Source organism: Pseudomonas sp. DCB_AW (assembly GCF_026240895.1).
Taxonomy (GTDB): Bacteria; Pseudomonadota; Gammaproteobacteria; order Pseudomonadales; family Pseudomonadaceae; genus Aquipseudomonas; species Aquipseudomonas kermanshahensis.
Map to the genome: position 1 here is coordinate 1 of NZ_JAPFCE010000024.1, position 21,106 is coordinate 21,106.

18 protein-coding genes are annotated in these 21,106 nt (G+C 64.3%); 12 read left to right on the forward strand and 6 right to left on the reverse strand.

The annotated features are described in order from the left end of the window. Nucleotides 1–134 precede the first annotated feature (134 nt). Nucleotides 135–809, reverse strand: coding sequence for a ribose-5-phosphate isomerase RpiA (rpiA, locus tag OO306_RS14930; RefSeq protein ID WP_027592289.1), 675 nt, complete (start codon nucleotides 807–809; stop codon nucleotides 135–137). A gap of 149 nt (nucleotides 810–958) precedes the next feature. Between rpiA and ilvA the strand changes: the two genes are divergently transcribed. Both ilvA and OO306_RS14940 read left to right on the forward strand, forming a co-directional pair. Then, nucleotides 959–2,473 (forward strand): threonine ammonia-lyase, biosynthetic, encoded by a 1,515-nt coding sequence (ilvA, locus tag OO306_RS14935; RefSeq protein WP_027592290.1) that lies wholly within the window; start codon nucleotides 959–961, stop codon nucleotides 2,471–2,473. Between the two features lie 38 nt (nucleotides 2,474–2,511). Further along, nucleotides 2,512–2,937, forward strand: a complete 426-nt coding sequence (locus OO306_RS14940) for a DUF2269 family protein (protein ID WP_265969210.1) — start codon at nucleotides 2,512–2,514, stop codon at nucleotides 2,935–2,937. Nucleotides 2,938–3,066: 129 nt separating this feature from the next. On the opposite strand, the gene OO306_RS14945 is transcribed toward OO306_RS14940, so the two are convergent. Then, entirely contained in the window at nucleotides 3,067–3,723 is a 657-nt protein-coding gene (locus tag OO306_RS14945) for an HAD family phosphatase (RefSeq protein ID WP_265969211.1), read from the reverse strand. Between the two features lie 141 nt (nucleotides 3,724–3,864). Here OO306_RS14945 and OO306_RS14950 point away from each other — a divergent pair, with 141 nt between their 5' ends. Together OO306_RS14950 and ptsP are read left to right on the forward strand one after the other, a co-directional pair. After that, the gene (locus OO306_RS14950; protein ID WP_003249017.1) at nucleotides 3,865–4,344 is read left to right on the forward strand and encodes an RNA pyrophosphohydrolase; all 480 of its coding nucleotides are present in this window, start codon (nucleotides 3,865–3,867) and stop codon (nucleotides 4,342–4,344) included. A gap of 22 nt (nucleotides 4,345–4,366) precedes the next feature. After that, nucleotides 4,367–6,646 (forward strand): phosphoenolpyruvate--protein phosphotransferase, encoded by a 2,280-nt coding sequence (ptsP, locus tag OO306_RS14955; protein WP_099455649.1) that lies wholly within the window; start codon nucleotides 4,367–4,369, stop codon nucleotides 6,644–6,646. A 155-nt stretch (nucleotides 6,647–6,801) separates the two neighbouring features. Here ptsP and OO306_RS14960 read toward each other — a convergent pair whose 3' ends face one another. Then, complete coding sequence (locus OO306_RS14960; protein WP_265969212.1) at nucleotides 6,802–7,548, reverse strand: NRDE family protein; 747 nt, start codon at nucleotides 7,546–7,548, stop codon at nucleotides 6,802–6,804. Nucleotides 7,549–7,678: 130 nt separating this feature from the next. Here OO306_RS14960 and OO306_RS14965 point away from each other — a divergent pair, with 130 nt between their 5' ends. The 3 genes from OO306_RS14965 to OO306_RS14975 are packed head-to-tail and all read left to right on the forward strand — an operon-like array spanning nucleotide 7,679 to nucleotide 10,321. Further along, entirely contained in the window at nucleotides 7,679–8,461 is a 783-nt protein-coding gene (locus OO306_RS14965) for a sulfite exporter TauE/SafE family protein (protein WP_099430715.1), read from the forward strand. A 29-nt stretch (nucleotides 8,462–8,490) separates the two neighbouring features. Next, nucleotides 8,491–9,300 carry a prolipoprotein diacylglyceryl transferase gene (gene lgt, locus OO306_RS14970; RefSeq protein ID WP_027592296.1) on the forward strand — a complete coding sequence of 270 codons (810 nt, stop codon included), beginning with the start codon at nucleotides 8,491–8,493 and terminating at the stop codon, nucleotides 9,298–9,300. A 49-nt stretch (nucleotides 9,301–9,349) separates the two neighbouring features. Further along, nucleotides 9,350–10,321: a thymidylate synthase gene (locus OO306_RS14975; RefSeq protein WP_099455647.1), complete on the forward strand. Its 972-nt coding sequence runs from the start codon at nucleotides 9,350–9,352 to the stop codon at nucleotides 10,319–10,321. A 61-nt stretch (nucleotides 10,322–10,382) separates the two neighbouring features. Here OO306_RS14975 and cadR read toward each other — a convergent pair whose 3' ends face one another. Next, entirely contained in the window at nucleotides 10,383–10,826 is a 444-nt protein-coding gene (cadR, locus tag OO306_RS14980) for a cadmium resistance transcriptional regulator CadR (protein ID WP_265969213.1), read from the reverse strand. 83 nt (nucleotides 10,827–10,909) lie between these two features. Between cadR and OO306_RS14985 the strand changes: the two genes are divergently transcribed. The 5 genes from OO306_RS14985 to OO306_RS15005 all read left to right on the forward strand — a co-directional run bounded on the left by OO306_RS14985 (nucleotide 10,910) and on the right by OO306_RS15005 (nucleotide 18,063). Beyond that, the gene (locus tag OO306_RS14985; protein WP_265969214.1) at nucleotides 10,910–13,123 is read left to right on the forward strand and encodes a heavy metal translocating P-type ATPase; all 2,214 of its coding nucleotides are present in this window, start codon (nucleotides 10,910–10,912) and stop codon (nucleotides 13,121–13,123) included. A gap of 9 nt (nucleotides 13,124–13,132) precedes the next feature. Beyond that, nucleotides 13,133–14,002, forward strand: coding sequence for a LysR family transcriptional regulator (locus OO306_RS14990; protein WP_027592300.1), 870 nt, complete (start codon nucleotides 13,133–13,135; stop codon nucleotides 14,000–14,002). Nucleotides 14,003–14,234: 232 nt separating this feature from the next. Then, complete coding sequence (locus OO306_RS14995) at nucleotides 14,235–15,293, forward strand: putative 2-aminoethylphosphonate ABC transporter ATP-binding protein (protein WP_085272221.1); 1,059 nt, start codon at nucleotides 14,235–14,237, stop codon at nucleotides 15,291–15,293. 1 nt (nucleotide 15,294) lies between these two features. Beyond that, nucleotides 15,295–17,019: a putative 2-aminoethylphosphonate ABC transporter permease subunit gene (locus tag OO306_RS15000; RefSeq protein ID WP_265969215.1), complete on the forward strand. Its 1,725-nt coding sequence runs from the start codon at nucleotides 15,295–15,297 to the stop codon at nucleotides 17,017–17,019. A gap of 18 nt (nucleotides 17,020–17,037) precedes the next feature. After that, entirely contained in the window at nucleotides 17,038–18,063 is a 1,026-nt protein-coding gene (locus OO306_RS15005) for a putative 2-aminoethylphosphonate ABC transporter substrate-binding protein (RefSeq protein WP_265969216.1), read from the forward strand. 285 nt (nucleotides 18,064–18,348) lie between these two features. Here the strand turns inward: OO306_RS15005 and OO306_RS15010 are convergent, their stop codons facing one another. Further along, nucleotides 18,349–19,713, reverse strand: a complete 1,365-nt coding sequence (locus OO306_RS15010; RefSeq protein WP_265969217.1) for a GTPase/DUF3482 domain-containing protein — start codon at nucleotides 19,711–19,713, stop codon at nucleotides 18,349–18,351. Beyond that, the gene (locus OO306_RS15015) at nucleotides 19,706–21,097 is read right to left on the reverse strand and encodes a DUF2868 domain-containing protein (RefSeq protein ID WP_265969218.1); all 1,392 of its coding nucleotides are present in this window, start codon (nucleotides 21,095–21,097) and stop codon (nucleotides 19,706–19,708) included. The genes OO306_RS15010 and OO306_RS15015 overlap by 8 nt, the downstream gene beginning before the upstream one ends. Between the last annotated feature and the right edge of the window lie 9 nt (nucleotides 21,098–21,106).

Genomic DNA, 21,106 nt, shown 5'->3' on the forward strand with positions numbered 1-21,106 from the left:
GTAGGAGCAGCCTTGTGCTGCGAAGAGGTCGGTAACAGCAGCGCAGATTCACTGTGAAGTCACCGGCCTCTTCGCAGCACAAGGCTGCTCCTACCTGGATCGCGCAGGGCTAGAACAACGCTTATAGGCCTGGGTTACTCGGCCTTGAGGGTTTTCACACCTTCAGCGGTACCGAGGAGCAGCAAGTCCGCCGGGCGTGCCGCGAACAGGCCGTTGGTCACCACGCCGACGATCGCATTGATCTGCGCTTCGAGCTCGACCGGGTTGGTGATCTGCAGGTTGTACACGTCCAGGATCACGTTACCGTTGTCGGTCAGCACACCCTCGCGGTACACCGGGTCACCGCCCAGCTTGACCAGCTGGCGCGCCACGTGGCTGCGGGCCATCGGGATCACTTCGACGGGCAGCGGGAAGGCGCCCAGCACCGGTACCAGCTTGCTGGCATCGGCGATGCAGATGAAGGTCTTGGCCACGGCCGCGACGATCTTCTCGCGGGTCAGGGCCGCGCCACCGCCCTTGATCAGGTTCAGGTGCGCGTCGCTCTCGTCAGCACCGTCCACATAGAACTCCAGCTCGCTGACGCTGTTCAGCTCGTAGACCGGGATGCCATGACCTTTCAGACGCTGGGCGGTAGCCTCGGAGCTGGCGACTGCGCCATCGAAGGCGGTCTTGTGCTGAGCCAGGGCGTCGATGAAGAAGTTGGCGGTCGAACCGGTACCGACGCCGACGACGCTCTTTTCATCCAGCTTGGGCAGAATGAAGTCGACAGCGGCCTGGGCGACGGCCTGTTTGAGTTGGTCCTGGGTCATGCGGGCTCCGAGAGGGGCGGGGAGGTTTTCAAAGGGGCTGGGTTTCAAAGGGGCTTAGTATAGCGGCTTGCGCGGCTTTGCTGTGGTCGCCCGACGTAGCGCTGGGGTAGACTCGCAGCCCTTGTCCCGCGGCCAGTGATGCTTTCCCGATGCTCGAACAGTACGTCAAGAAGATCCTCACCTCGCGCGTCTATGACGTCGCCGTCGAAACGCCGCTGCAGAGCGCCGGGCAGCTGAGCAAACGCCTCGGCAACCAGATCTTGCTCAAGCGCGAAGACCTGCAGCCGGTGTTCTCGTTCAAGATTCGCGGGGCGTACAACAAGCTGGCGCAACTGACCCCAGAAGAGCTGGCCCGCGGCGTGGTCACCGCCTCGGCCGGCAACCATGCCCAGGGCCTGGCCCTGGCGGCGCGTGAGCTGGGGATCAAGGCAACCATCGTGATGCCCAAGACCACCCCGGAGATCAAGATCGAAGGCGTGCGTTCGCGGGGCGGCAAGGTGGTATTGCACGGCGACACCTTCCCCGAGGCGCTGGCCTACTCGCTCAAGCTGGTCGATGAGAAGGGCTTCGTCTACATCCACCCCTACGACGACCCGCACACCATCGCCGGGCAAGGCACGGTGGCCATGGAGATCCTGCGTCAGCATCCGGGCCGGCTGGACGCGATTTTCGTGCCGGTCGGCGGCGGCGGCCTGATCGCCGGCATCGCGGCCTACGTGAAATACCTGCGCCCGGAAATCAAAGTCATCGGCGTCGAGCCGGACGACTCCAACTGCCTGCAGGCCGCCATGGCCGCGGGTGAGCGCGTGGTGTTGCCGCAGGTCGGGCTGTTCGCCGACGGTGTGGCGGTGGCGCAGATTGGCCAGCACACCTTCGACATCTGTCGCCTGCACGTGGATGAAGTGATCACTGTCAGTACCGACGAGATCTGTGCAGCCATCAAGGATATCTACGACGATACCCGCTCGATCACCGAACCTGCTGGCGCGCTGGGGGTTGCCGGCATCAAGAAGTATGTCGAGCTGTATGGCGTGACCGGCCAGACCCTGGTCGCCATCGATTCGGGTGCCAACGTCAACTTCGATCGCCTGCGCCATGTGGCCGAGCGTGCCGAACTGGGTGAAAAACGCGAAGCCATCATCGCCGTCACCATCCCCGAGCGCCCGGGCAGCTTCAAGGCGTTCTGCGAGGCGATCGGCAAGCGCCAGATCACCGAATTCAACTACCGCAAGCACACCTCCGACGAGGCGCACATCTTCGTCGGCGTGCAGACCCACCCAGAGAACGACCCGCGTGCGGTGTTGGTGCAGCAACTGACCGAGCAGGGCTTCCCGGTTACCGACCTGACCGACAACGAACTGGCCAAGCTGCACATTCGTCACATGGTGGGTGGCCATTCGGCCGGCGCCAGTGATGAGATCGTGCTGCGCTTCGAGTTCCCCGAGCGGCCGGGTGCGTTGTTCAACTTCCTCAACAAGCTGGGCGGGCGCTGGAATATTTCGATGTTCCACTACCGCAACCACGGCGCCGCCGATGGGCGCGTGGTGGCGGGCTTGCAGGTACCGGAAGACGAGCGCCACCTGGTGCCAGCGGCGCTGGCCAAGATCGGTTACCCGTACTGGGACGAGACCGATAACCCGGCTTACCGGTTGTTTTTGGGTTGAGCGACTAAGCTTGGCTCATCGCGCATGGATATGAAGACATGGAACACCTGACGATGCTCAAGGCCTTGCACATCACCGCCACTGCGCTGCTGCTTCTGGGCGCGCTGGGCTTGGTGATCTGGACAGTTCGCGCCCGCCGGCTGGGCGATGCCGAGGCCTACGGCAAATTGCTGCGCCGGCCGCTGGTGTTCGTCTGGTTGGTCATGGGCGTGTGCCTGGTGAGCATGCCGGTCACTGGCTGGTGGCTGGTGCACCTGGTCGGCTGGCCACTGGGGCAGACCTGGGTGCTGGCATCCAGCGTCATCTATACGCTGGGTGCGTTTGCCGTGTGGTGGCTGCTGGTGCGCTTGAACCGGCTGCGCAAGGCGCAGGTGGTAGGGCTGCGCCTTACCTTGGCCTTGGCGGTGTTCAGCGGGGTTTGCTTCCTGTCCATTGCCGGCCTGATGGGTGCCAAGCCAGTCTGACGGCCTTGTGCTGTCCATGCCGGCCTCTTCGCGGGGCAAGCCCGCTCCCACAGGACTGCACAGCCCTCGGGCCTGATGCAATCCCTGTGGGAGCGGGTTTACCCGCGAAAGGGCCGGCACAGGACAACCTCAATCCCTCAGCGAAATCACCGGCCACCCACGCTGCTCGGCTTCCGCCCGCAGGTTCGGATCGGGGTCCACCGCCACCGCATGCGTCACCTGCTGCAGCAACGGCAGGTCATTCATCGAATCGCTGTAGAAATAGCTGTCTTCAAGGTCGTAGCCGTTTTCCAGCATCCAGCGCTGCAACCTCGTCACTTTCCCTTCACGGAAACACGCTATATCGGTACTACGCCCGGTGTAGCGGCCAGCTTCGGTCTCGCATTCGGTCGCCAGCAGGGTACGCACGCCCAAACGGCGGGCGATTGGCGCGGTCACGAAACGGTTGGTGGCGGTGATGATCACCAGTTTGTCGCCCGCCTCGCGGTGCTGCTGCAGCAACGCCAGGGCCTTGGGCAGGATGATCGGCTCGATGCAGTCCCGCATGAAATCGCGGTGCCACGCGTCGAGCTGGGCCATAGGCGTTGCCGCCAGAATCTCCATGGAAAAGGCCAGGTAGGCCTGCAAGTCCAGGGTGCCGTTCAGGTAGTGCTGGTAGAAGGCATCGTTGCGTTGTTTGTAGGCGACCGGGTCGAGGATGCCGCGCTCGCACAGATAGTCACCCCAGGCATGGTCGCTGTCGCCACCGAGGAGGGTATTGTCCAGGTCGAATAAAGCCAGGCGCATCGCGTTCACTCGCATCAGCTACAAGGTAGGCCCGCAGAATACGGAGTTTTCACCTCGCTGCACATAAGCTTGGCGGGCGCGTTGCTGCGCTCGCAGGCTTTGTGGAACAATGCGGTGACATGCGTTTGCGAGGTTGCTGCCGTGATCGACCCGGATGGTTTTCGCCCCAATGTCGGGATCATTCTCACGAATGATGCCGGGCAGGTGCTATGGGCTCGACGGATCAACCAGGATGCCTGGCAATTTCCCCAGGGTGGCATCAACCCTGACGAGACGCCGGAAGATGCCCTGTACCGCGAGCTGAACGAAGAAGTTGGCCTTGAACGCGACGATGTGGAAATTCTTGCCTGCACGCGTGGCTGGTTGCGTTATCGTTTACCCCAGCGTCTGGTGCGTACGCACAGCCAGCCGCTGTGCATTGGCCAGAAGCAGAAGTGGTTCCTGCTGCGTCTGGTAAGCAACGAACAAAGGGTGCGGATGGACCTGACGGGCAAGCCGGAGTTCGACGGCTGGCGCTGGGTCAGCTATTGGTACCCGCTGGGCCAGGTTGTGACATTCAAGCGCGAGGTCTACCGTCGCGCCCTGAAAGAGCTAGCACCGCGTCTTCTGACGCGCGACTGACGACGGAGTTCGACCCCGAGCCATGCTCAATACGCTGCGCAAGATCGTCCAGGAAGTGAACTCCGCCAAAGATCTCAAGACGGCGTTGGGGATCATTGTCTTGCGCGTCAAGGAGGCCATGGGCAGCCAGGTCTGCTCCGTCTACCTGCTTGACCCGGAAACCAACCGCTTCGTGCTGATGGCCACCGAGGGCCTGAACAAGCGTTCGATCGGCAAGGTCAGCATGGCCCCCAACGAGGGCCTGGTCGGCCTGGTCGGTACCCGGGAAGAGCCGCTGAACCTGGAAAACGCCGCCGATCACCCGCGTTATCGCTACTTTGCCGAAACCGGTGAAGAAAAGTTCGCCTCCTTCCTGGGTGCGCCGATCATTCACCACCGTCGGGTGGTCGGGGTGCTGGTCATCCAGCAGAAGGAACGCCGCCAGTTCGATGAGGGCGAAGAAGCCTTCCTGGTCACCATGAGTGCCCAGCTCGCCGGGGTTATCGCCCACGCCGAGGCGACCGGCTCGATTCGTGGCCTGGGCCGCCAGGGCAAGGGCATTCAGGAGGCTCGCTTCGTCGGCGTGCCGGGCTCGCCAGGCGCCGCCGTTGGTCGCGCAGTGGTGATGTTGCCGCCGGCCGACCTCGAAGTGGTGCCGGACAAGACTGTCGAAGACATCGACGCCGAACTCAAACTGTTCCAGAACGCCCTTGAAGGCGTGCGCGCCGACATGCGCAAGCTGTCGGCCAAGCTGGCCACCCAGCTGCGGCCCGAAGAGCGCGCGTTGTTTGACGTGTACCTGATGATGCTCGAAGACGCCGCTTTGGGCGGCGAGGTGACCGAGGTCATCAAGACCGGCCAGTGGGCCCAGGGCGCTTTGCGCCAAGTGGTCGGCGAGCACGTCAACCGCTTCGAGCTGATGGATGATGACTACCTGCGTGAGCGCGCTTCGGACGTCAAGGACCTTGGCCGCCGGCTGCTCGCCTACCTGCAGGAGGCTCGCTCGCAATCGCTGGTGTACGCCGACAATACCATCCTGGTCAGCGAAGAACTGACGCCAGCGATGCTGGGCGAAGTGCCGGAGGGCAAGCTGGTCGGCCTGGTGTCGGTATTGGGTTCGGGCAACTCCCACGTCGCGATCCTGGCCCGCGCCATGGGTATTCCGACGGTGATGGGCCTGGTCGACCTGCCGTATTCCAAGGTCGATGGCATCGAGCTGATCGTCGACGGCTACAAGGGCGAGGTGTTCACCAACCCCAGCGACGTGTTGCGCAAGCAGTACAGCGAAGTGGTCGAGGAGGAGCGCCAGCTGGCGCAAGGCCTGGATGCGCTGCGCGAGCTGCCCTGCGTCACCCCTGATGGCCACCGCATGCCGCTGTGGGTCAACACCGGCCTGCTGGCCGACGTCGCCCGTGCCCAGCAGCGTGGCGCCGAAGGGGTAGGCCTGTACCGCACCGAAGTGCCGTTCATGATCAACCAGCGCTTCCCCAGCGAGAAAGAGCAGCTGGCGATCTACCGCGAACAGCTGGCGGCCTTCCACCCGCTGCCAGTGACCATGCGTACCCTGGATATCGGCGGGGACAAGGCGCTGTCGTACTTCCCGATCAAGGAAGAAAACCCCTTCCTGGGTTGGCGCGGCATTCGCGTTACCCTCGACCACCCGGAAATCTTCCTGGTCCAGACCCGCGCCATGCTCAAGGCCAGCGAAGGTTTGAACAACCTGCGCATCCTGCTGCCGATGATTTCTGGCATTCACGAGCTGGAAGAGGCACTGCACCTGATCCACCGCGCGTGGGGCGAGGTGCGTGACGAAGGCACCGATGTGCCGATGCCGCCGGTTGGCGTGATGGTCGAGATCCCTGCGGCGGTGTACCAGACCAAAGAGCTGGCGCGGCAGGTGGACTTCCTGTCGGTCGGTTCCAACGACCTGACCCAGTACCTGCTGGCGGTCGACCGCAACAACCCGCGGGTCGCCGACCTGTACGATTACCTGCACCCGGCCGTGCTGCAAGCCTTGAACACGGTGGTGCGCGATGCCCATGGCGAGGGCAAGCCGGTCAGCATTTGCGGCGAGATGGCCGGTGACCCGGCGGCAGCGGTGCTGTTGATGGCGATGGGCTTCGACAGTTTGTCGATGAACGCGACCAACTTGCCCAAGGTGAAGTGGATGCTGCGCCAGATCAACATGAGCAAGGCCAAGGAGCTGCTGGCCGAAGCCATGAGCCATGACAACCCGCAGGTTATCCACAGCTCGCTGCAATTGGCGCTGAAGAACCTAGGGTTGGCGCGGATGATCGGGCCTGGGGCGAACAAGACCCTCTGATACCTGTACCGGCCGCTTCGCAGCACAAGGCTGCTCCTACAAGGGGATTGAGCTGAGCCCCAGATTATGGACGGGTGTTCAACATCAGGCGCGCCGTTCAATCCCTTGTAGGAGCAGCCTTGTGCTGCGAAGGGCTGCAAAGCAGCCCCTGGCCCTCAAGCCATAATCTCAACTTCTCCCAAATGCCCCCCAAACGGCCCGAAACTGCGCTCAACCAGCCGTCTTTTTCCCTGATCATCCACGATCAGCACAGTACTCGCCCGCGTCCCATAATTCTGGCTGGCAATAAACACACTCGACAGCAGCTTCTCGGTCGCCAACCCCACGCCCGTTTCCGGTAACTCGCTTTCGGCTGCCGGTTCACCATCGGCCAGCAACCCTAGCAAGCGCTGCGGGTCTGCTGACTCAAGCAACCCCTCCAGCCCGCTGCGCGCCTTCACCAGCTTCGGCCACGGCGTATCCAACCCGGCATTGGATAACCCATAGACCCCAGGCTCCAGCAAGCGCGGCGCGGCGTCTCGGGCGTGCAGAAAGCCTAACTGCGCCCCATCACCCACCAGCAAGTTGAACCCCGAATACTGGCGACTGCGGCTGGCCACCTGGTCAAGATAGGCTTCCACGCCAAGCTCACCCTGCAGAAACCCCGCCACCAGCTCCCCGCGCGAGCGCACGCCCAAGGCTTGCCCAGGGTCGCGGATGTTGGTCAGCGCCGCAAAGCGCCCCTGCGGCCCCACGCCCAGCCAGGTACCGCCAGCCTCCAGGTCACGCCCGGCATAGACGCCAGGGGCATCCTCCCAGGCGGTCAGGGCCTGCGTGGGCCGGGCATAGAACTCGTCGCGGTTGGCCGCCACGATCAGCGGCAGGGCATGCCCCGGCCGCCAGGCGAATACGATCAGGCACATCGGTTGGGCCTCTGTGTTTTTTGCCACTCTACCCACTGCGGCGGTGCTGATCCATCCTGTCACGAAGTTCACTAGAGCCTCAGGGCCGGCTTCCGTTACCATGCCGGATTGATTTTCTCAGGGGCAACGAATGGAGTTCGTACTCTATCTGCTGTTAGGTGCATGTGCCGGTGTGCTGGCCGGGCTGTTCGGCGTTGGTGGTGGCATCATCATCGTGCCGGTGCTGGTGTTCAGCTTCACCTTGCAGGGCTTCGACCCCTCGGTATTGACCCACCTGGCTGTCGGCACGTCGTTGGCAACCATCATCTTCACCTCGATCAACGCGGTGCTCGAACACCATCGCCGGGGTGCGGTGCAGTGGCCGATCTTCGCCTGGATGACCCTGGGCATCCTGATTGGCGCTGGTATCGGCGCCAAGACCGCCTCGTTGATCCAGGGCCCACTGCTGCAGAAGATCATCGGTGTGTTCGCCCTGATCATTGCTGCGCAAATGGCCCTGGACTTCAAACCCAAGGCCAGCCGCGGCATCCCTGGCAAGCCCGCGCTGACCGCAGCAGGTGGGGTGATTGGCTGGGCTTCGGCGATTTTCGGTATTGGTGGCGGCTCGCTGACCGTGCCGTTCCTGACGTGGCGCAGCCTGCCCATGCAGCAGGCGGTGGCAACGTCCTCGGCCTGTGGCCTGCCCATTGCCGTGGCCAGTGCCCTGAGCTTCATGTGGCTTGGCTGGCACGAAGAACACTTGCCGGCCCACAGCCTGGGCTACGTGTACCTGCCTGCGCTGGTCGGCATTGCCGTGACCAGCATGTTTTTCGCCCGCTTCGGCGCGCGCCTGGCGCACAAACTGTCGCCACGCCTGCTCAAGCGTTTGTTCGCCGCGCTGCTGTTCTGCGTCGGCCTCAGCTTTTTGATTTAGCTCGCTGATTTGAAACTAGAGGAATATCCATGCTGCCTTACCCGCAGATAGACCCCGTGGCCGTGGCCCTCGGGCCGCTGAAAATCCACTGGTACGGCCTGATGTACCTGGTCGGCATCGGCGGCGCCTGGCTGCTTGCCTCGCGTCGGCTGAACCGCTTCGACCCCACTTGGTCCCGTGAAAAGCTGTCCGACCTGGTGTTCTGGCTATCGATGGGGGTGATCGTCGGGGGCCGCCTGGGTTACGTGCTGTTTTACGACCTGCACGCCTACCTGGCGAACCCGACGCTGATCTTCGAGGTGTGGAAGGGCGGCATGTCGTTCCACGGCGGCTTCATCGGCGTGATGCTGGCGGCGGTATGGTTCGGCAAGCGCAACAACAAGTCGTTCTTCGAGCTGATGGACTTCGTCGCGCCAATGGTGCCGATCGGCCTGGGTGCCGGGCGTATCGGCAACTTCATCAATGCCGAGCTGTGGGGCAAGGCGACCGACGTGCCGTGGGCGATGGTGTTCCCACCGTTCAGCGACCCCGCCCAGCTGCCGCGCCACCCCTCGCAGCTGTATCAATTCGCCCTGGAAGGCGTGGCGCTGTTCCTGATCCTGTGGCTGTATTCGCGCAAGCCACGCCCGACCATGGCGGTATCCGGCATGTTCGCGCTGTTCTACGGGATCTTCCGCTTCATCGTCGAGTTCGTCCGCGTGCCGGATGCCCAGCTGGGCTACATTGCCTGGGGTTGGCTGACCATGGGTCAGATACTCTGCATCCCGATGATTCTGGCCGGCCTCGGATTGATCTGGTGGGCTTATAATCGCAAACCTACGGCGAAACCCGCCATCTGACCCCCAACGGCAGGGGTGATCCCTCTGCCGTTCTTGCTACAGGTAAGCCATGAAACAGTATCTGGACCTGGTCCGTGACGTCATCGAAAACGGCACCCTTCAGGAAAACCGTACCGGCATCCGCACCATCAGCCTGCCGGGCGCCATGCTGCGTTTCGACCTGCAGAAGGGCTTTCCGGCCATCACCACGCGCAAGCTGGCCTTCAAGTCGGCCATCGGCGAGATGGTCGGTTTTCTGCGGGGCGTGAAAAACGCGGGTGAATTCCGTGAGCTGGGCTGCAAGGTCTGGGACCAGAACGCCAACGAAAACGCCCAATGGCTGGCCAACCCGTTCCGCCAGGGGCATGACGACCTGGGCGAGATCTACGGCGTTCAGTGGCGCCAATGGCCGGGCTACAAACGCATCCCGCTGAGCAACCCGGCGGCCATCGAAATGGCCGAAAAACAGGGTTTCCGCAAGATTGCCCAGGACGAGGAAGACGGCCAGGCCTTTGTCATCCTGTACAAGGCCATCGACCAGGTGCGGCAGTGCCTGGACACCATCGCCAATGACCCGGGCAGCCGGCGCATCCTGTTCCATGGCTGGAACTGCGCCCAGTTGGATGAAATGGCCCTGCCGCCGTGCCACCTGCTGTACCAGTTCCACCCGAATGCCGAGACTCGCGAAATTTCCCTGACCCTGTACATTCGCTCCAACGACCTGGGCTTGGGCACGCCGTTCAACCTCACCGAGGGCGCGGCCTTGCTGTCGCTGTTCGGCCGCCTGACCGGCTACACCCCGCGCTGGTTCACGTATTTCATTGGCGATGCCCATGTGTACGAAAACCACCTGGACATGCTCAACGAGCAGCTCAAGCGCGAACCGCTCGAGGCGCCGAAGCTGGTGATCAGCGATCGCGTGCCGGCGTTTGCCGACACCGGCAAGTATGAGCCGGAGTGGCTGGAGAAGATCGAGCCGAGTGATTTCAGCCTGGAAGGGTATGAGCATCATGCGCCGATGACGGCGCCGATGGCGGTGTGATTTTCTAGATTGCCGGGGCTGCCTTGCGTCGCGATTAGGGCGCAAAGCGCCCCCAGCAATCTCAATGCCCGTGGCTTCGCCCCACATGCGAATGATCGCCTTCCGGTACAGATACCGCCCCGTTCACCTCCAGTTGCTGCAAGATCGCGCATTCACTCCCCGGCGCGCTGCACCTCTGTCGCAGCTCCACCAGCTGCTCCTGCAACGCCACCAAACCATCGATACGCGCCTGTACATGGACGATATGCTCGTCGATCAACGCATTGACGCTGCCGCACGACCCTTCGGGGCTGTCGCGCAGGCGTAGCAGGCTGCGGATTTCGTCCAGGGTCATGTCCAGGGTCCGGCAGTTGCGGATGAAGGTCAGCCGCTCGACGTGGGCCTGGGTGTAGAGCCGGTAGTTGCCGTCGCTGCGCGCCGGCTCCGGCAACAGTTGCTCGCGCTCGTAATAGCGGATGGTCTCCACGGCGCAATCGGTGGCTTTTGCCAGTTCTCCAATCTTCATCGCGAAATCTCCAGCGGATGGCTTGACCCTATAGTGGCTACAGGGTGTTCACTTGGCAACAGGCTCACTTTAAGGATGACCCAATGAACCAGCCTGCCAGCCCCCACCACAAGCATGACCACCACGCCCACAGTTGCTGCGGCAGCGCGGCCGCCCCGGCGTTGGTGCAGTTGAGCGAAAAAGCCAGCGGCGACGCACAGCTCAGCCGCTTCCGTATCGAGGCCATGGACTGCCCCACCGAGCAAACGCTGATCCAGGACAAGCTGGGCAAGCTGGCGGGCATCGAGCAATTGGAGTTCAACCTGATCAACCGCGTGCTTGGCGTGCGCCACACGCTGGCCGGTACCGCCGAGATCGAGCGGGCTATCGACAGCCTGGGCATGAAGGCCGAGCCCCTCATCGAAGGGGACGAGACCGCCGCGAACGCTGCCCCGCCCAGCAAGACCCGCTGGTGGCCGCTGGCGTTATCCGGTATCGCGGCCATCGCTGCCGAAATCGTGCATTTCACCGGGCTTGCACCTGAATGGCTGGTGGCGGCGCTGGCCTTGGCGGCGATCCTGGGTTGCGGCTTGGGCACCTACAAGAAGGGCTGGATTGCCCTGAAAAACCGCAACCTCAACATCAACGCGCTGATGAGCATTGCCGTGACTGGCGCTGTGCTGATCGGCCAGTGGCCGGAAGCGGCCATGGTGATGGTGTTGTTCACGGTCGCCGAGCTGATCGAAGCGCGCTCCCTGGACCGCGCTCGCAATGCCATCAGCGGCCTGATGCAGCTCACCCCTGATAGGGCGACAGTGCTGCAAGCCGATGGCCAGTGGCGTGAAGTGGAAGTGCGCGAGGTGGCCATCGGTGCCTTGGTGCGGGTACGGCCGGGCGAGCGCATCGGCCTGGATGGCGAAGTGACCAGTGGCCAATCCAGCGTCGATCAGGCGCCGATCACCGGTGAAAGCCTGCCAGTGGAAAAAGCCGTGGGCGACAAGCTGTTCGCCGGCACCATCAACCAGGCCGGTGCGCTGGAGTTTCGCGTCACTGCCGGCGCCGGGCAATCGACGCTGGCGCGCATCATCAAGGCCGTCGAAGAAGCCCAAGGTGCCCGGGCGCCGACCCAGCGTTTTGTCGACCGATTCTCGCGCATCTACACACCCGTGGTGTTCGCCGTGGCCTTGGCGGTGGCGGTCATCCCGCCGCTGTTCATGGCAGGCGCCTGGTTCGACTGGGTCTATCGCGCCTTGGTGCTGTTGGTGGTGGCCTGCCCGTGCGCCTTGGTCATTTCAACCCCGGTGACCATCGTCAGTGGCCTGGCTGCAGCCGCGCGCAAGGGCATCCTGATCAAGGGTGGGGTGTACCTGGAAGGCGGGCGCAAGCTGGACTTCCTGGCCCTCGACAAGACCGGCACCCTGACCCACGGCAAGCCAGTGCAGACCGATGCGAAGGCCTTGGACCCCCTGTTCGAAGGCCGGGCCCAGGCGTTGGCTGCCAGCTTGGCCGAGCGCTCGGACCACCCGGTTTCACGTGCCATCGCCCAATTCGGCAAGGCGCAAGGTTTGGCCTTGAGCGCAGTCGACGACTTCGCCGCATTGGCCGGTCGCGGTGTGCGGGGGGTGATCGAGGGTGAGCTTTACCACCTGGGCAATCACCGCCTGGTCGAGGAACTGGGCCTGTGCTCGCCTGAGTTGGAGGCGCAACTGGATGCGCTGGAGCGTCAAGGCAAAACCGTGGTCCTGCTGCTCGACCGCAGTGGCCCGCTGGCCCTGTTCGCCGTGGCCGACACGCTCAAGCAGAGCAGCCGCCAGGCGATTGCCGAATTGCATGAACTGGGTATCAAGACGGTCATGCTTACCGGCGACAATCCCCATACCGCCGAGGCCATCGCCGCCCAGGTCGGCATCGATCGCGCCGAAGGCAACCTGCTGCCGGCCGACAAGCTGAAGACCATCGAGGCCCTGTATGCCCAAGGCCATCGGGTGGGCATGGTTGGCGACGGTATCAACGATGCACCGGCCCTTGCCCGTGCCGAGATCGGCTTTGCCATGGCGGCCGCGGGCACCGACACGGCCATCGAGACGGCCGACGTGGCGTTGATGGACGACGACTTGCGCAAAATCCCGGCCTTCGTCAGGCTGTCGCGCCAAAGTGCGGCGATTCTCAGGCAGAACATCATTCTGGCCCTGGGCATCAAGGCGATATTCCTGGCGATCACCTTTGCCGGCATGGCGACCATGTGGATGGCGGTGTTCGCCGACATGGGCGTGAGCCTGCTGGTGGTGTTCAACGGCTTGCGCCTTTTGCGCAAATAGAGGACGTGCATGCTGAGTTCCGAGCTCAAAGCCTTCTACATGGTGGCCCGCCTGGGCAGCATCACCCTGGCGGCGAAGAAGCTCGGGCTCAGCCAACCCACCGTGACCACGCAGATCCGCAACCTGGAAAGCCAGTACGCAGTAGAGCTGTTCTACCGTGGCGGGCGGCGCCTGGTGTTGAGCGAGGAGGGTGTGCGCCTGCTGCCGAGGGTCAAGGCGCTGCTGCAGCAGGAGGCCGACATCGAGTTCGAACTGCGCAACAGTGGCCAGGCCCAGGGCAGCCTGCGCATTGCGGCCACCGCGCCTTACTACATCCTCGATCTGGTGAAGGTCTTCCGCGAGCGCCTGCCCCAGGTCGACGTTGCGGTGGAGATCGGCAACTCGCAGCAGGTGCTGGAAATGCTCGAGGACTACCGGGTCGATATCGCCGCTTCGTCGCAACTGGTGGAGGATGCCCGGTTGGTGCGCCGGGTATTGGGCACCGACCCGTTGGTGGTGGCCGTGCACCGCAACCATCCCTTGGCGCATCGTCAGGTGGTGTCCATCGACGTGGTGGCCGGGCATTGCCTGTTGATGCGCGAGCCGGGGTCGACCACGCGCAAGCTGACCGAGCAGATGCTGCAGGAGGCCGGTGTGAAGGCCGGCACGTTGCTGGAGATTGGTAGCCGTGAGTCGATTCGCGAAGCGGTCCTGCGCAACATTGGCATCAGTGTGATTGCCCGCCATGAAGTGCCGCACAACCCCGAATTACGGGTGCTGGCGCTGGAGGATGCGCCGGTGATGCATGAGTACCTGTATTGCCTGAAGGAGCGGCGCCAGGCGCGTTTGCCGGCGGCGTTTCTGGGGGTTGCGCAGGAAGTGGCCGGTTCACAGTTTTGAATCATCCCTTGTAGGAGCAGCCTTGTGCTGCGAAGAGGCCGGTGCACCCCATACATGTGCATCGCCGATCAGGGCCTCTTCGCAGCACAAGGCTGCTCCTACCAAGAACCGTTGTGGCAGGTGGGGCACTACAAAATCTGCCTATACCACTATCGCGCGCTTTTGCCTGAAAGCCACAGAACCGTCGCACAGCCTTCCTAGCATGGCCCCATCTCTTCGATGAGGCCTTGCCATGAACAACGCCACCCCAGGCGCACAGATGAAAGTGCGCAACATCCACAAACGCTTCGGCGCCTTTACAGCGCTCAACGATGTCTCCCTGGACATCGCCGCGGGCGAGCTGGTGTGCTTGCTCGGCCCGTCCGGGTGCGGCAAGACCACGCTGTTGCGCTGCATCGCCGGCCTCGAACGCCAGGACCGCGGTGAGTTGTATATCGGCGAGCGCGACGTCTCGGAGCTGCCACCCCAGGCCCGCGACTACGGCATTCTGTTCCAGTCTTACGCGCTGTTCCCCAACCTGACCGTCGAAGCCAACATCGCCTATGGCCTGACCGGCAGCGGCCGCGAACAGGCCCGCCAGCGGGTGGCCGAAATGCTCCAGTTGGTCGGCTTGTCCGGTAGCGAAAAAAAGTACCCCGGGCAGCTTTCCGGCGGCCAGCAGCAGCGCGTGGCCCTGGCCCGCGCGCTGGCGCCGGCGCCTTCGCTGCTGCTGCTCGACGAGCCGATGTCGGCGCTGGACGCCCGGGTTCGCGAGCACCTGTGCACCGAACTGCGCCAGCTGCAACGCCAGCTGGGTATCACCACCTTGATGGTTACCCACAACCAGGACGAGGCCATGCTGATGGCCGACCGCATTGCCGTGATGAACAACGGCCAGGTCGAGCAGTACGCCACGCCGCAGGCCATCTACGACCAGCCGGCTACGCCCTTCGTTGCCGAGTTCGTTGGCCAGGGTAACTGGCTGCCGTTCCAGCGCAGCGGTGACAGCCAGGCCCAGGTCGGCGGCATGAGCATGCGTTTGTCGCCTGGCTCGGCGCGGGCCAGCAGCGGCCGCTTGTTCTGCCGCCCCGAGGCGATCACGGTCAACCCGCCGGTGCATGAAGAAAACCTGTTTCCGGCCAAGGTCCGCGAGATCACCTTCCTCGGCAATCGCTGCCGCATGAGCTTCGAGTTCAAAGCCTTGCCGGGCCATGCCTTGCTGGCCGAACTGGCCCCCGAGGCCATGCCGCGGCTGGGTTCGCAGGACATCTGGGTGGCGCTGCCACCGCAGAGCCTGCAGGTGTTCGCCTAAGATGGCCGCGCCAATGTCCCTGCCGCTGAACCCGGCCAAGGCCACGTCGCGCCACGGCGTTGCCTTGGGTGACCGGCTGTTCGTCGTCGGTGGGAAGTGGTTGCTGTTGATGCTGCTGGTACTGGCGGTGCTGATGCCGCTGCTGGCGATCTTCTGGCGTGGCTTCAGCGGTGACGCCGGCCAGGGCGGCGGCCTGGCGGCTGCCCGGGCGCTGTTCGCCAGCGAGAACTTCCACTGGCTGCTCGGCAATAGCTTGTCGGTGGCGTTCACCGTCGCGGCCATCGTCATCCCACTGGCTTACCTGTTCGCCTATGCGTTGCAACGCACGCTGATCCCGGCCAAGGGCCTGTGGCGGGGCATCTCGTTGCTGCCCCTGCTGGCGCCGTCGATGCTGCCGGCGATCGCGCTGGTCTACCTGTTCGGTAACCAGGGCCTGCTGCGCGGGCTGCTGAGCGACAACATCTACGGTTTCTGGGGGATCGTGCTCGGCGAAGCCATTTACACCTTCCCGCATGCATTGATGATTCTACTGTCGGCCCTGTCGCTGGCCGATGCGCGCCTGTTCGACGCCGCCTCCAGCATGGGCGCTGGGCCTTGGCGGGCGTTCTCCAGCATTACCTGGCCCGCCACGCGCCAGGCAGTATTCGCCGCCTTTTGCCTGGTGTTTACCCTGACCATCACTGACTTCGGCGTCCCGGTTGTGGTCGGGGGGGATTATCAGGTGTTGGCCCTGGAAGCTTACAAGGCCGTGGTTGGCCAGCAGCAATTTGGCCGCGGCGCCCTGATCGGTATGGTCTTGCTGGTGCCGGCACTGCTGAGCTTTGCTGTCGATGCCTGGTTGCGTCGCCGCCAGGGCGAAGCCATGAGTGGGCGGGCGCAGGTGTTCGAGCCCAAGCCCTCGCACCGCCGTGATGCCTGCTTCCTGGCGGTCGTGTTGATGGTCTGCGCGGTGCTGTTGCTGGTGATCGGCATGGCCGTGTATTCGTCGCTGGTCACTTTCTGGCCCTACAACCTGTCACTGTCGCTCAAGCACTACCTGTTCGAGGACACCGCCGGCGGAGGCTGGCTGGCGTACCGCAATAGCGTGACCATGGCGATCGGCACGGCGCTGATCGGCAGCGTGGTGATTTTCTGCGGTGCCTACCTGATGGAAAAGACCCAGGGCCAACGCCTGCTCAACCAGTCGCTGCGCCTGCTCAGCTTCATCCCCATGGCGGTGCCGGGCCTCGTGCTGGGCCTGGGCTACGTGTTCTTCTTCAACCTCAACGGCAACCCCTTGCATGTGCTGTACGGCAGCATGGGCTTGTTGGTCATCTGCACCATTGCCCATTACCTGACCACTGCGCAGATGACCGCCACCACCGCACTGCGCCAGCTCGACGGCGAGTTCGAGGCCGCCGCATTGTCGCTCAAGGCGCCGCTGTATCGGCACTTCCTGCGGGTAACCGTGCCGATCTGCTTGCCGGCGCTGCTGGACATCATCCGCTACCTGTTCGTCTCGGCGATGACCACCGTGTCGGCGGCGATCTTCCTCTACAGCCCCGACACCATCCTCGCCGCCGTTGCCGTGTTGAACATGGACGATGCAGGCAACGTCGGCGGTGCCGCCGCCATGTCGACCCTGATTCTGCTGACCAGCGCCAGCGCCTCATTGCTGCTGGCTGCAGCCTCACGCGGCCTGTTGCGCCGCTCCCAAGCCTGGCGCCAACGCGCCGCGGCTGCCTGACCTGTAAGGAACCCCACCATGTTCAAGCACCTTGCACTTGCTGCTGCCGTTTCTGCCGTGTTCAGCCTGCAGGCTTCGGCCGCCGGCACTCAGCTGACGGTTTACACCGCGCTGGAAGCCGAACAGCTCAAGACCTACAAGCAGGCCTTCGAAAAGGCCAACCCAGACATCGAGATCAAGTGGGTGCGCGATTCCACGGGCATCATTACCGCCAAACTGCTGGCTGAAAAAGACCGCCCGCAAGCCGATGCGGTGTGGGGGTTGGCGGCCTCCAGCCTGGCCGTGCTTGACCAGCACGGCATGCTCGAAGCCTATGCGCCCAAGGACCTTGGCAAAATCTCGGCGAACTACCGCGACGCAGCCAACCCACCGGCTTGGGTGGGCATGGACGTCTGGGCCGCGACCATTTGCTTCAACACCATCGAGGCCGAGAAGCAGGGCCTGAGCAAGCCGGTCAGCTGGCAAGACCTGACCAAGCCCGAGTACAAGGGCAAGATCGTCATGCCCAACCCGGCCTCGTCCGGCACGGGCTTCCTGGATGTCAGCGCCTGGCTGCAGACTTTTGGCGAGCCTCAGGGCTGGGCCTACATGGACGCCTTGCACCAGAACATCGGCCAGTACGTTCACTCCGGCTCCAAGCCGTGCAAGCTGGCGGCGGCGGGCGAGTTCCCGATCGGTATCTCGTTCGAATACCCCGCTGTGCAGCTCAAGCGCCAAGGCGCGCCGCTGGACATCGTGCTGCCCAAGGAGGGCCTGGGCTGGGAGATCGAGGCGACGGCGGTGATCAAAGGCACGCCCAAGGCCGATGCGGCCAAGCGCTTGGCAGACTTTTCGGCCAGCCCTGCGGCGATGGCGTTGTACAAGGAGAACTTCGCGGTGCTTGCCGCGCCGGGTATTGCCAAGCCGCAGACCGAGTTGCCGGCTGATTATGAGCAGCGGTTGATCAAGAACGACTTTGCCTGGGCCTCGAAGCACCGTGACGAGATTCTGGCCGAGTGGCGCAAGCGGTATGACGGTAAGTCGGAGAAGGTGGTGCAGCAGTGAAGGGGGGCGGGGCTGGGGTTGGGTTTGGGGTTGAGAGGTGCATGCCTTGAGGGGTGTGGCGCCTGGCAGATCGAGCGCCGCCCGCGCGGCGCTTCGCAGCACAAGGCTGCTCCTACATCTGTTTCGGGCCAGTGAGGCCTGTGATATTGGCGCGCGACCGCCTCAGGAATAATTGGCCCGAAAAATGTGGGAGCAGCCTTGTGCTGCGATGCGCCGCGCGGGCGGCGCTCGGTCTCCCAGGCGCCGCCCCCCTAAAGGCGAACACCTACCAGCCCCCACACAAACTCAAATCTGCAACACCAAGGCCTCCAACTGCTCCTGCCGCTCCGCCTGATTCACCCGCGGCCCAGGGTTGAGCGTCGACCACTGCGGATGCGCCCGCGCCTTGACCAACGCCTCAGGCAACTTGCCCTCGCGCCAGGTCTTCTCGTCCAGCTCGCCCAGGCGAATGCTGTCTTGCGCGGCATGCCCGCGGTTATCCAGGGCCACCATCAACTGCTGCTGGCGCAACGCCAACAGCCGCAACACCGTATCGTCCACCGTCAGCTCACGCTGCCCTTTGAGCTTGCCCATCAACCGCGACCCGTAATTGCGTGCCGTCTGTAGCGCGCCGCCTGCGATCGCACCCGCCAAGGCCGCCGCGCCCAGGGTCAGGCCACCGACCAACAGATCGACCCCGGCCCCGGCCGCAGCGCCCGCCGCCACGCCACTGCCCAGGCGTACGCCCAGCAGCTTCAAGGTCTCGGGGTTGAACAGGTCATCGCCCCAACGACCGTCCAGCAACGGCAAATCACTGGCATGGGCGTCTTCGCGGCGGAAGGCATACAGCTTGAGCAGCGCTTCGACACAGCGCTGTTCGCGTTGCCGCACATCCTGGCGCAACGCTTCGATGGCCTTGGCTTCGGCGGCGGGCTCGGCCACCACGCTGCGCCGGCAGGCGGCGCAGTCGAGCAGCAGCTCGGCGATCAGGCGTTTACCGCTTTGATGGCGGGCTTGGCGTTGCGCCTGTTGGTCGTCGATCAGCCGTTGCAGGGCAGGGCGGGCGTCTTCCAGTAGCAAGGCCAGGCTTTCGTACAGGCGGCGCTCGCCGTCTTCCGGCGGGGCCACGCTGTCGAACCGTACCAAGGCGTGAAGGCCAAGCCGTGCAAGGGCTTCACGCCATTCGGGCTCGCGGTGCTGGCTGCTGGCGACGAAGTTGAGCACGGGTAGCAGCGGCTTGCCGCAACTGGCCAGCACCTCCAGTTCGTCGCGGTACTTGGCCAGCACCGGCTCGCGGGCGTCGATCACGTATAGGCCGGCATTGCTGGCCTGCAACTGGCGCAGCACCTTGGCTTCCTGCTCGAAGCGTTGGCGTGCCTCACTGCCCTGGAGGAAGCGTGCCAGCCGGGCCGGGCCGTCCAGGCGTTCACCCGGGCGCTCCAGCCGCTCGAGGTAGTCGAGCAGGGCAATGGCGTCTTCCAGGCCTGGGGTGTCATACAGCTCCAGCAGGGGCTCGCCGTCCACCGACAGGCGTGCGCCCTCCACATGGCGGGTGGTGCTGGGGCGATGGGACACCTCGCCAAAGCTCACGTCGCGGGTCAAGGTACGCAGCAGCGAAGTCTTGCCGACATTGGTGTGGCCGACCACGGCCAGTTTAAGCGGCTCAGTCATGGCCATGCTCCAACCAGGTCAAGGGCGAGGTGTCGGCGTGGGGCAGGCCGAGGCGGTCCAGCGCTTCGTGCCAATCGCCCAGGCGCTCGGCGTCCAGGGCCTGGCCTGGGGCCGCCTGCAGCAGCCAGATACGGGTGGCGCCGGCGTTGCGTGCCAGCTCGGCCAGCAACGCCAGGCTGCCGCGATCGGGCGAACGGCGTGGGTCGCAAGCGATAGCCAGGCGCGCCGGGGGGAAGCGGCTGAGTTGTTCGAGCAGCCGGTTGCGTGATTCACGGCTATCGAGCACGCCGGCATCGGTCACGCTTTTGGGCAGGGCGGGCGGCCAGGGGCGCTGGTCATCCAGCTCCAGGCCAACCAGCAAGGCACCGCTGCTGCCGCTTTCCAGTTGCCCGGCAGCGAAGTGGGGCAAGGTGTCGGGCGCGGCGTCCTGCACACCGATGCGCTCGCTGCGTGGCATAAGGCTTTCGCGCAATGCCGCGTAGCCTGGCAGGCTGAGGTCCAGCGCCAGGCGTGCGCGGCCTTGGCGCCAGCGCCACAGGCACAGTGCGGCCAAGAGCAGGCGTGGTAGCAGGCCATAGACCAGCACCACACCGAGCAACCAGCTGGCCCAGGCCTGGCGGGCCAGGTCCAGGGCCGGCAGCGTGTCGCCGCTGGCGCGGATCATGGCTTCGTCCGGCACGGCAAAGCCCAGCAGCGAAGGCAGGGCGCCGAGCGCCTGGGTCATGTGGATGAACGGCTCGGCGGCAAGCAGGGTGGTTTCCCAGACAAAGCCATAGCGCCGTGTGGCCAGCAACGCCAAGAGCATCGCCAACGCGGTCATCATCGCCAGCAGCCACAGCCCGTGCACCAGCACGCCAAGCAGCCAGCGATTCAGGCGCTGGCGCTGCAGCAGCACCAGCAACGCGGGCGCAAGGTGCGCGGCCTTGGCATCGCGGGCAAAGCGTTCGCTCAGCCACAACCAAAGCCGGCCCAGCCCAGCGCCGTGTTCGCCGCTCAGGCTGAAGCCGATCGCCCAGCTCAGCAGCATCACCAGGTTCAACCCCAGCAGGCTGCCCAGTGCCCAGAACACATTCACCGGGCGTTGGCCATCGCCCAGCGCCGCGAAGGCCAGGCCCGCGCCGCTGAAGGCGGCCATGATCAACAGGGCCAGCAGTGCCAGGCGCGCGCCCTGCTTCCAGTGGCGCAGGGCGGCTGTCATGCCGTCGCGTTCGGCCAGGAACAGGGCGCGCGTTTCAATACGGGTCGCCAGGTCGCCGCCGGCCTGGCGGGCGTGGCGGTTGGCTTCCTGGTCTTCCAGGGGGCCGGCATGTTCCTCGCGCAGGCGTACTGCTTCGGTGAGCCAGCGTTTGTCCAGTGGCGTCGGTCCAGTCACAAGGTCTTCCATTGCACAGGT

Bases quoted from the DNA above. Each gene is read 5' to 3' on its own strand.
- cadR (WP_265969213.1), bottom strand. From the start codon at position 10,826: ATGAAGATTGGAGAACTGGCAAAAGCCACCGATTGCGCCGTGGAGACC.
- OO306_RS14945 (WP_265969211.1), bottom strand. From the start codon at position 3,723: ATGCGCCTGGCTTTATTCGACCTGGACAATACCCTCCTCGGTGGCGAC.
- OO306_RS14995 (WP_085272221.1), top strand. From the start codon at position 14,235: ATGAACAACGCCACCCCAGGCGCACAGATGAAAGTGCGCAACATCCAC.
- OO306_RS14975 (WP_099455647.1), top strand. From the start codon at position 9,350: ATGAAACAGTATCTGGACCTGGTCCGTGACGTCATCGAAAACGGCACC.
- OO306_RS14960 (WP_265969212.1), bottom strand. From the start codon at position 7,548: ATGTGCCTGATCGTATTCGCCTGGCGGCCGGGGCATGCCCTGCCGCTG.
- OO306_RS15015 (WP_265969218.1), bottom strand. From the start codon at position 21,097: ATGGAAGACCTTGTGACTGGACCGACGCCACTGGACAAACGCTGGCTC.
- OO306_RS15010 (WP_265969217.1), bottom strand. From the start codon at position 19,713: ATGACTGAGCCGCTTAAACTGGCCGTGGTCGGCCACACCAATGTCGGC.
- ilvA (WP_027592290.1), top strand. From the start codon at position 959: ATGCTCGAACAGTACGTCAAGAAGATCCTCACCTCGCGCGTCTATGAC.
- OO306_RS14965 (WP_099430715.1), top strand. From the start codon at position 7,679: ATGGAGTTCGTACTCTATCTGCTGTTAGGTGCATGTGCCGGTGTGCTG.
- ptsP (WP_099455649.1), top strand. From the start codon at position 4,367: ATGCTCAATACGCTGCGCAAGATCGTCCAGGAAGTGAACTCCGCCAAA.
- rpiA (WP_027592289.1), bottom strand. From the start codon at position 809: ATGACCCAGGACCAACTCAAACAGGCCGTCGCCCAGGCCGCTGTCGAC.
- OO306_RS15005 (WP_265969216.1), top strand. From the start codon at position 17,038: ATGTTCAAGCACCTTGCACTTGCTGCTGCCGTTTCTGCCGTGTTCAGC.
- lgt (WP_027592296.1), top strand. From the start codon at position 8,491: ATGCTGCCTTACCCGCAGATAGACCCCGTGGCCGTGGCCCTCGGGCCG.
- OO306_RS15000 (WP_265969215.1), top strand. From the start codon at position 15,295: ATGGCCGCGCCAATGTCCCTGCCGCTGAACCCGGCCAAGGCCACGTCG.
- OO306_RS14990 (WP_027592300.1), top strand. From the start codon at position 13,133: ATGCTGAGTTCCGAGCTCAAAGCCTTCTACATGGTGGCCCGCCTGGGC.
- OO306_RS14940 (WP_265969210.1), top strand. From the start codon at position 2,512: ATGGAACACCTGACGATGCTCAAGGCCTTGCACATCACCGCCACTGCG.
- OO306_RS14985 (WP_265969214.1), top strand. From the start codon at position 10,910: ATGAACCAGCCTGCCAGCCCCCACCACAAGCATGACCACCACGCCCAC.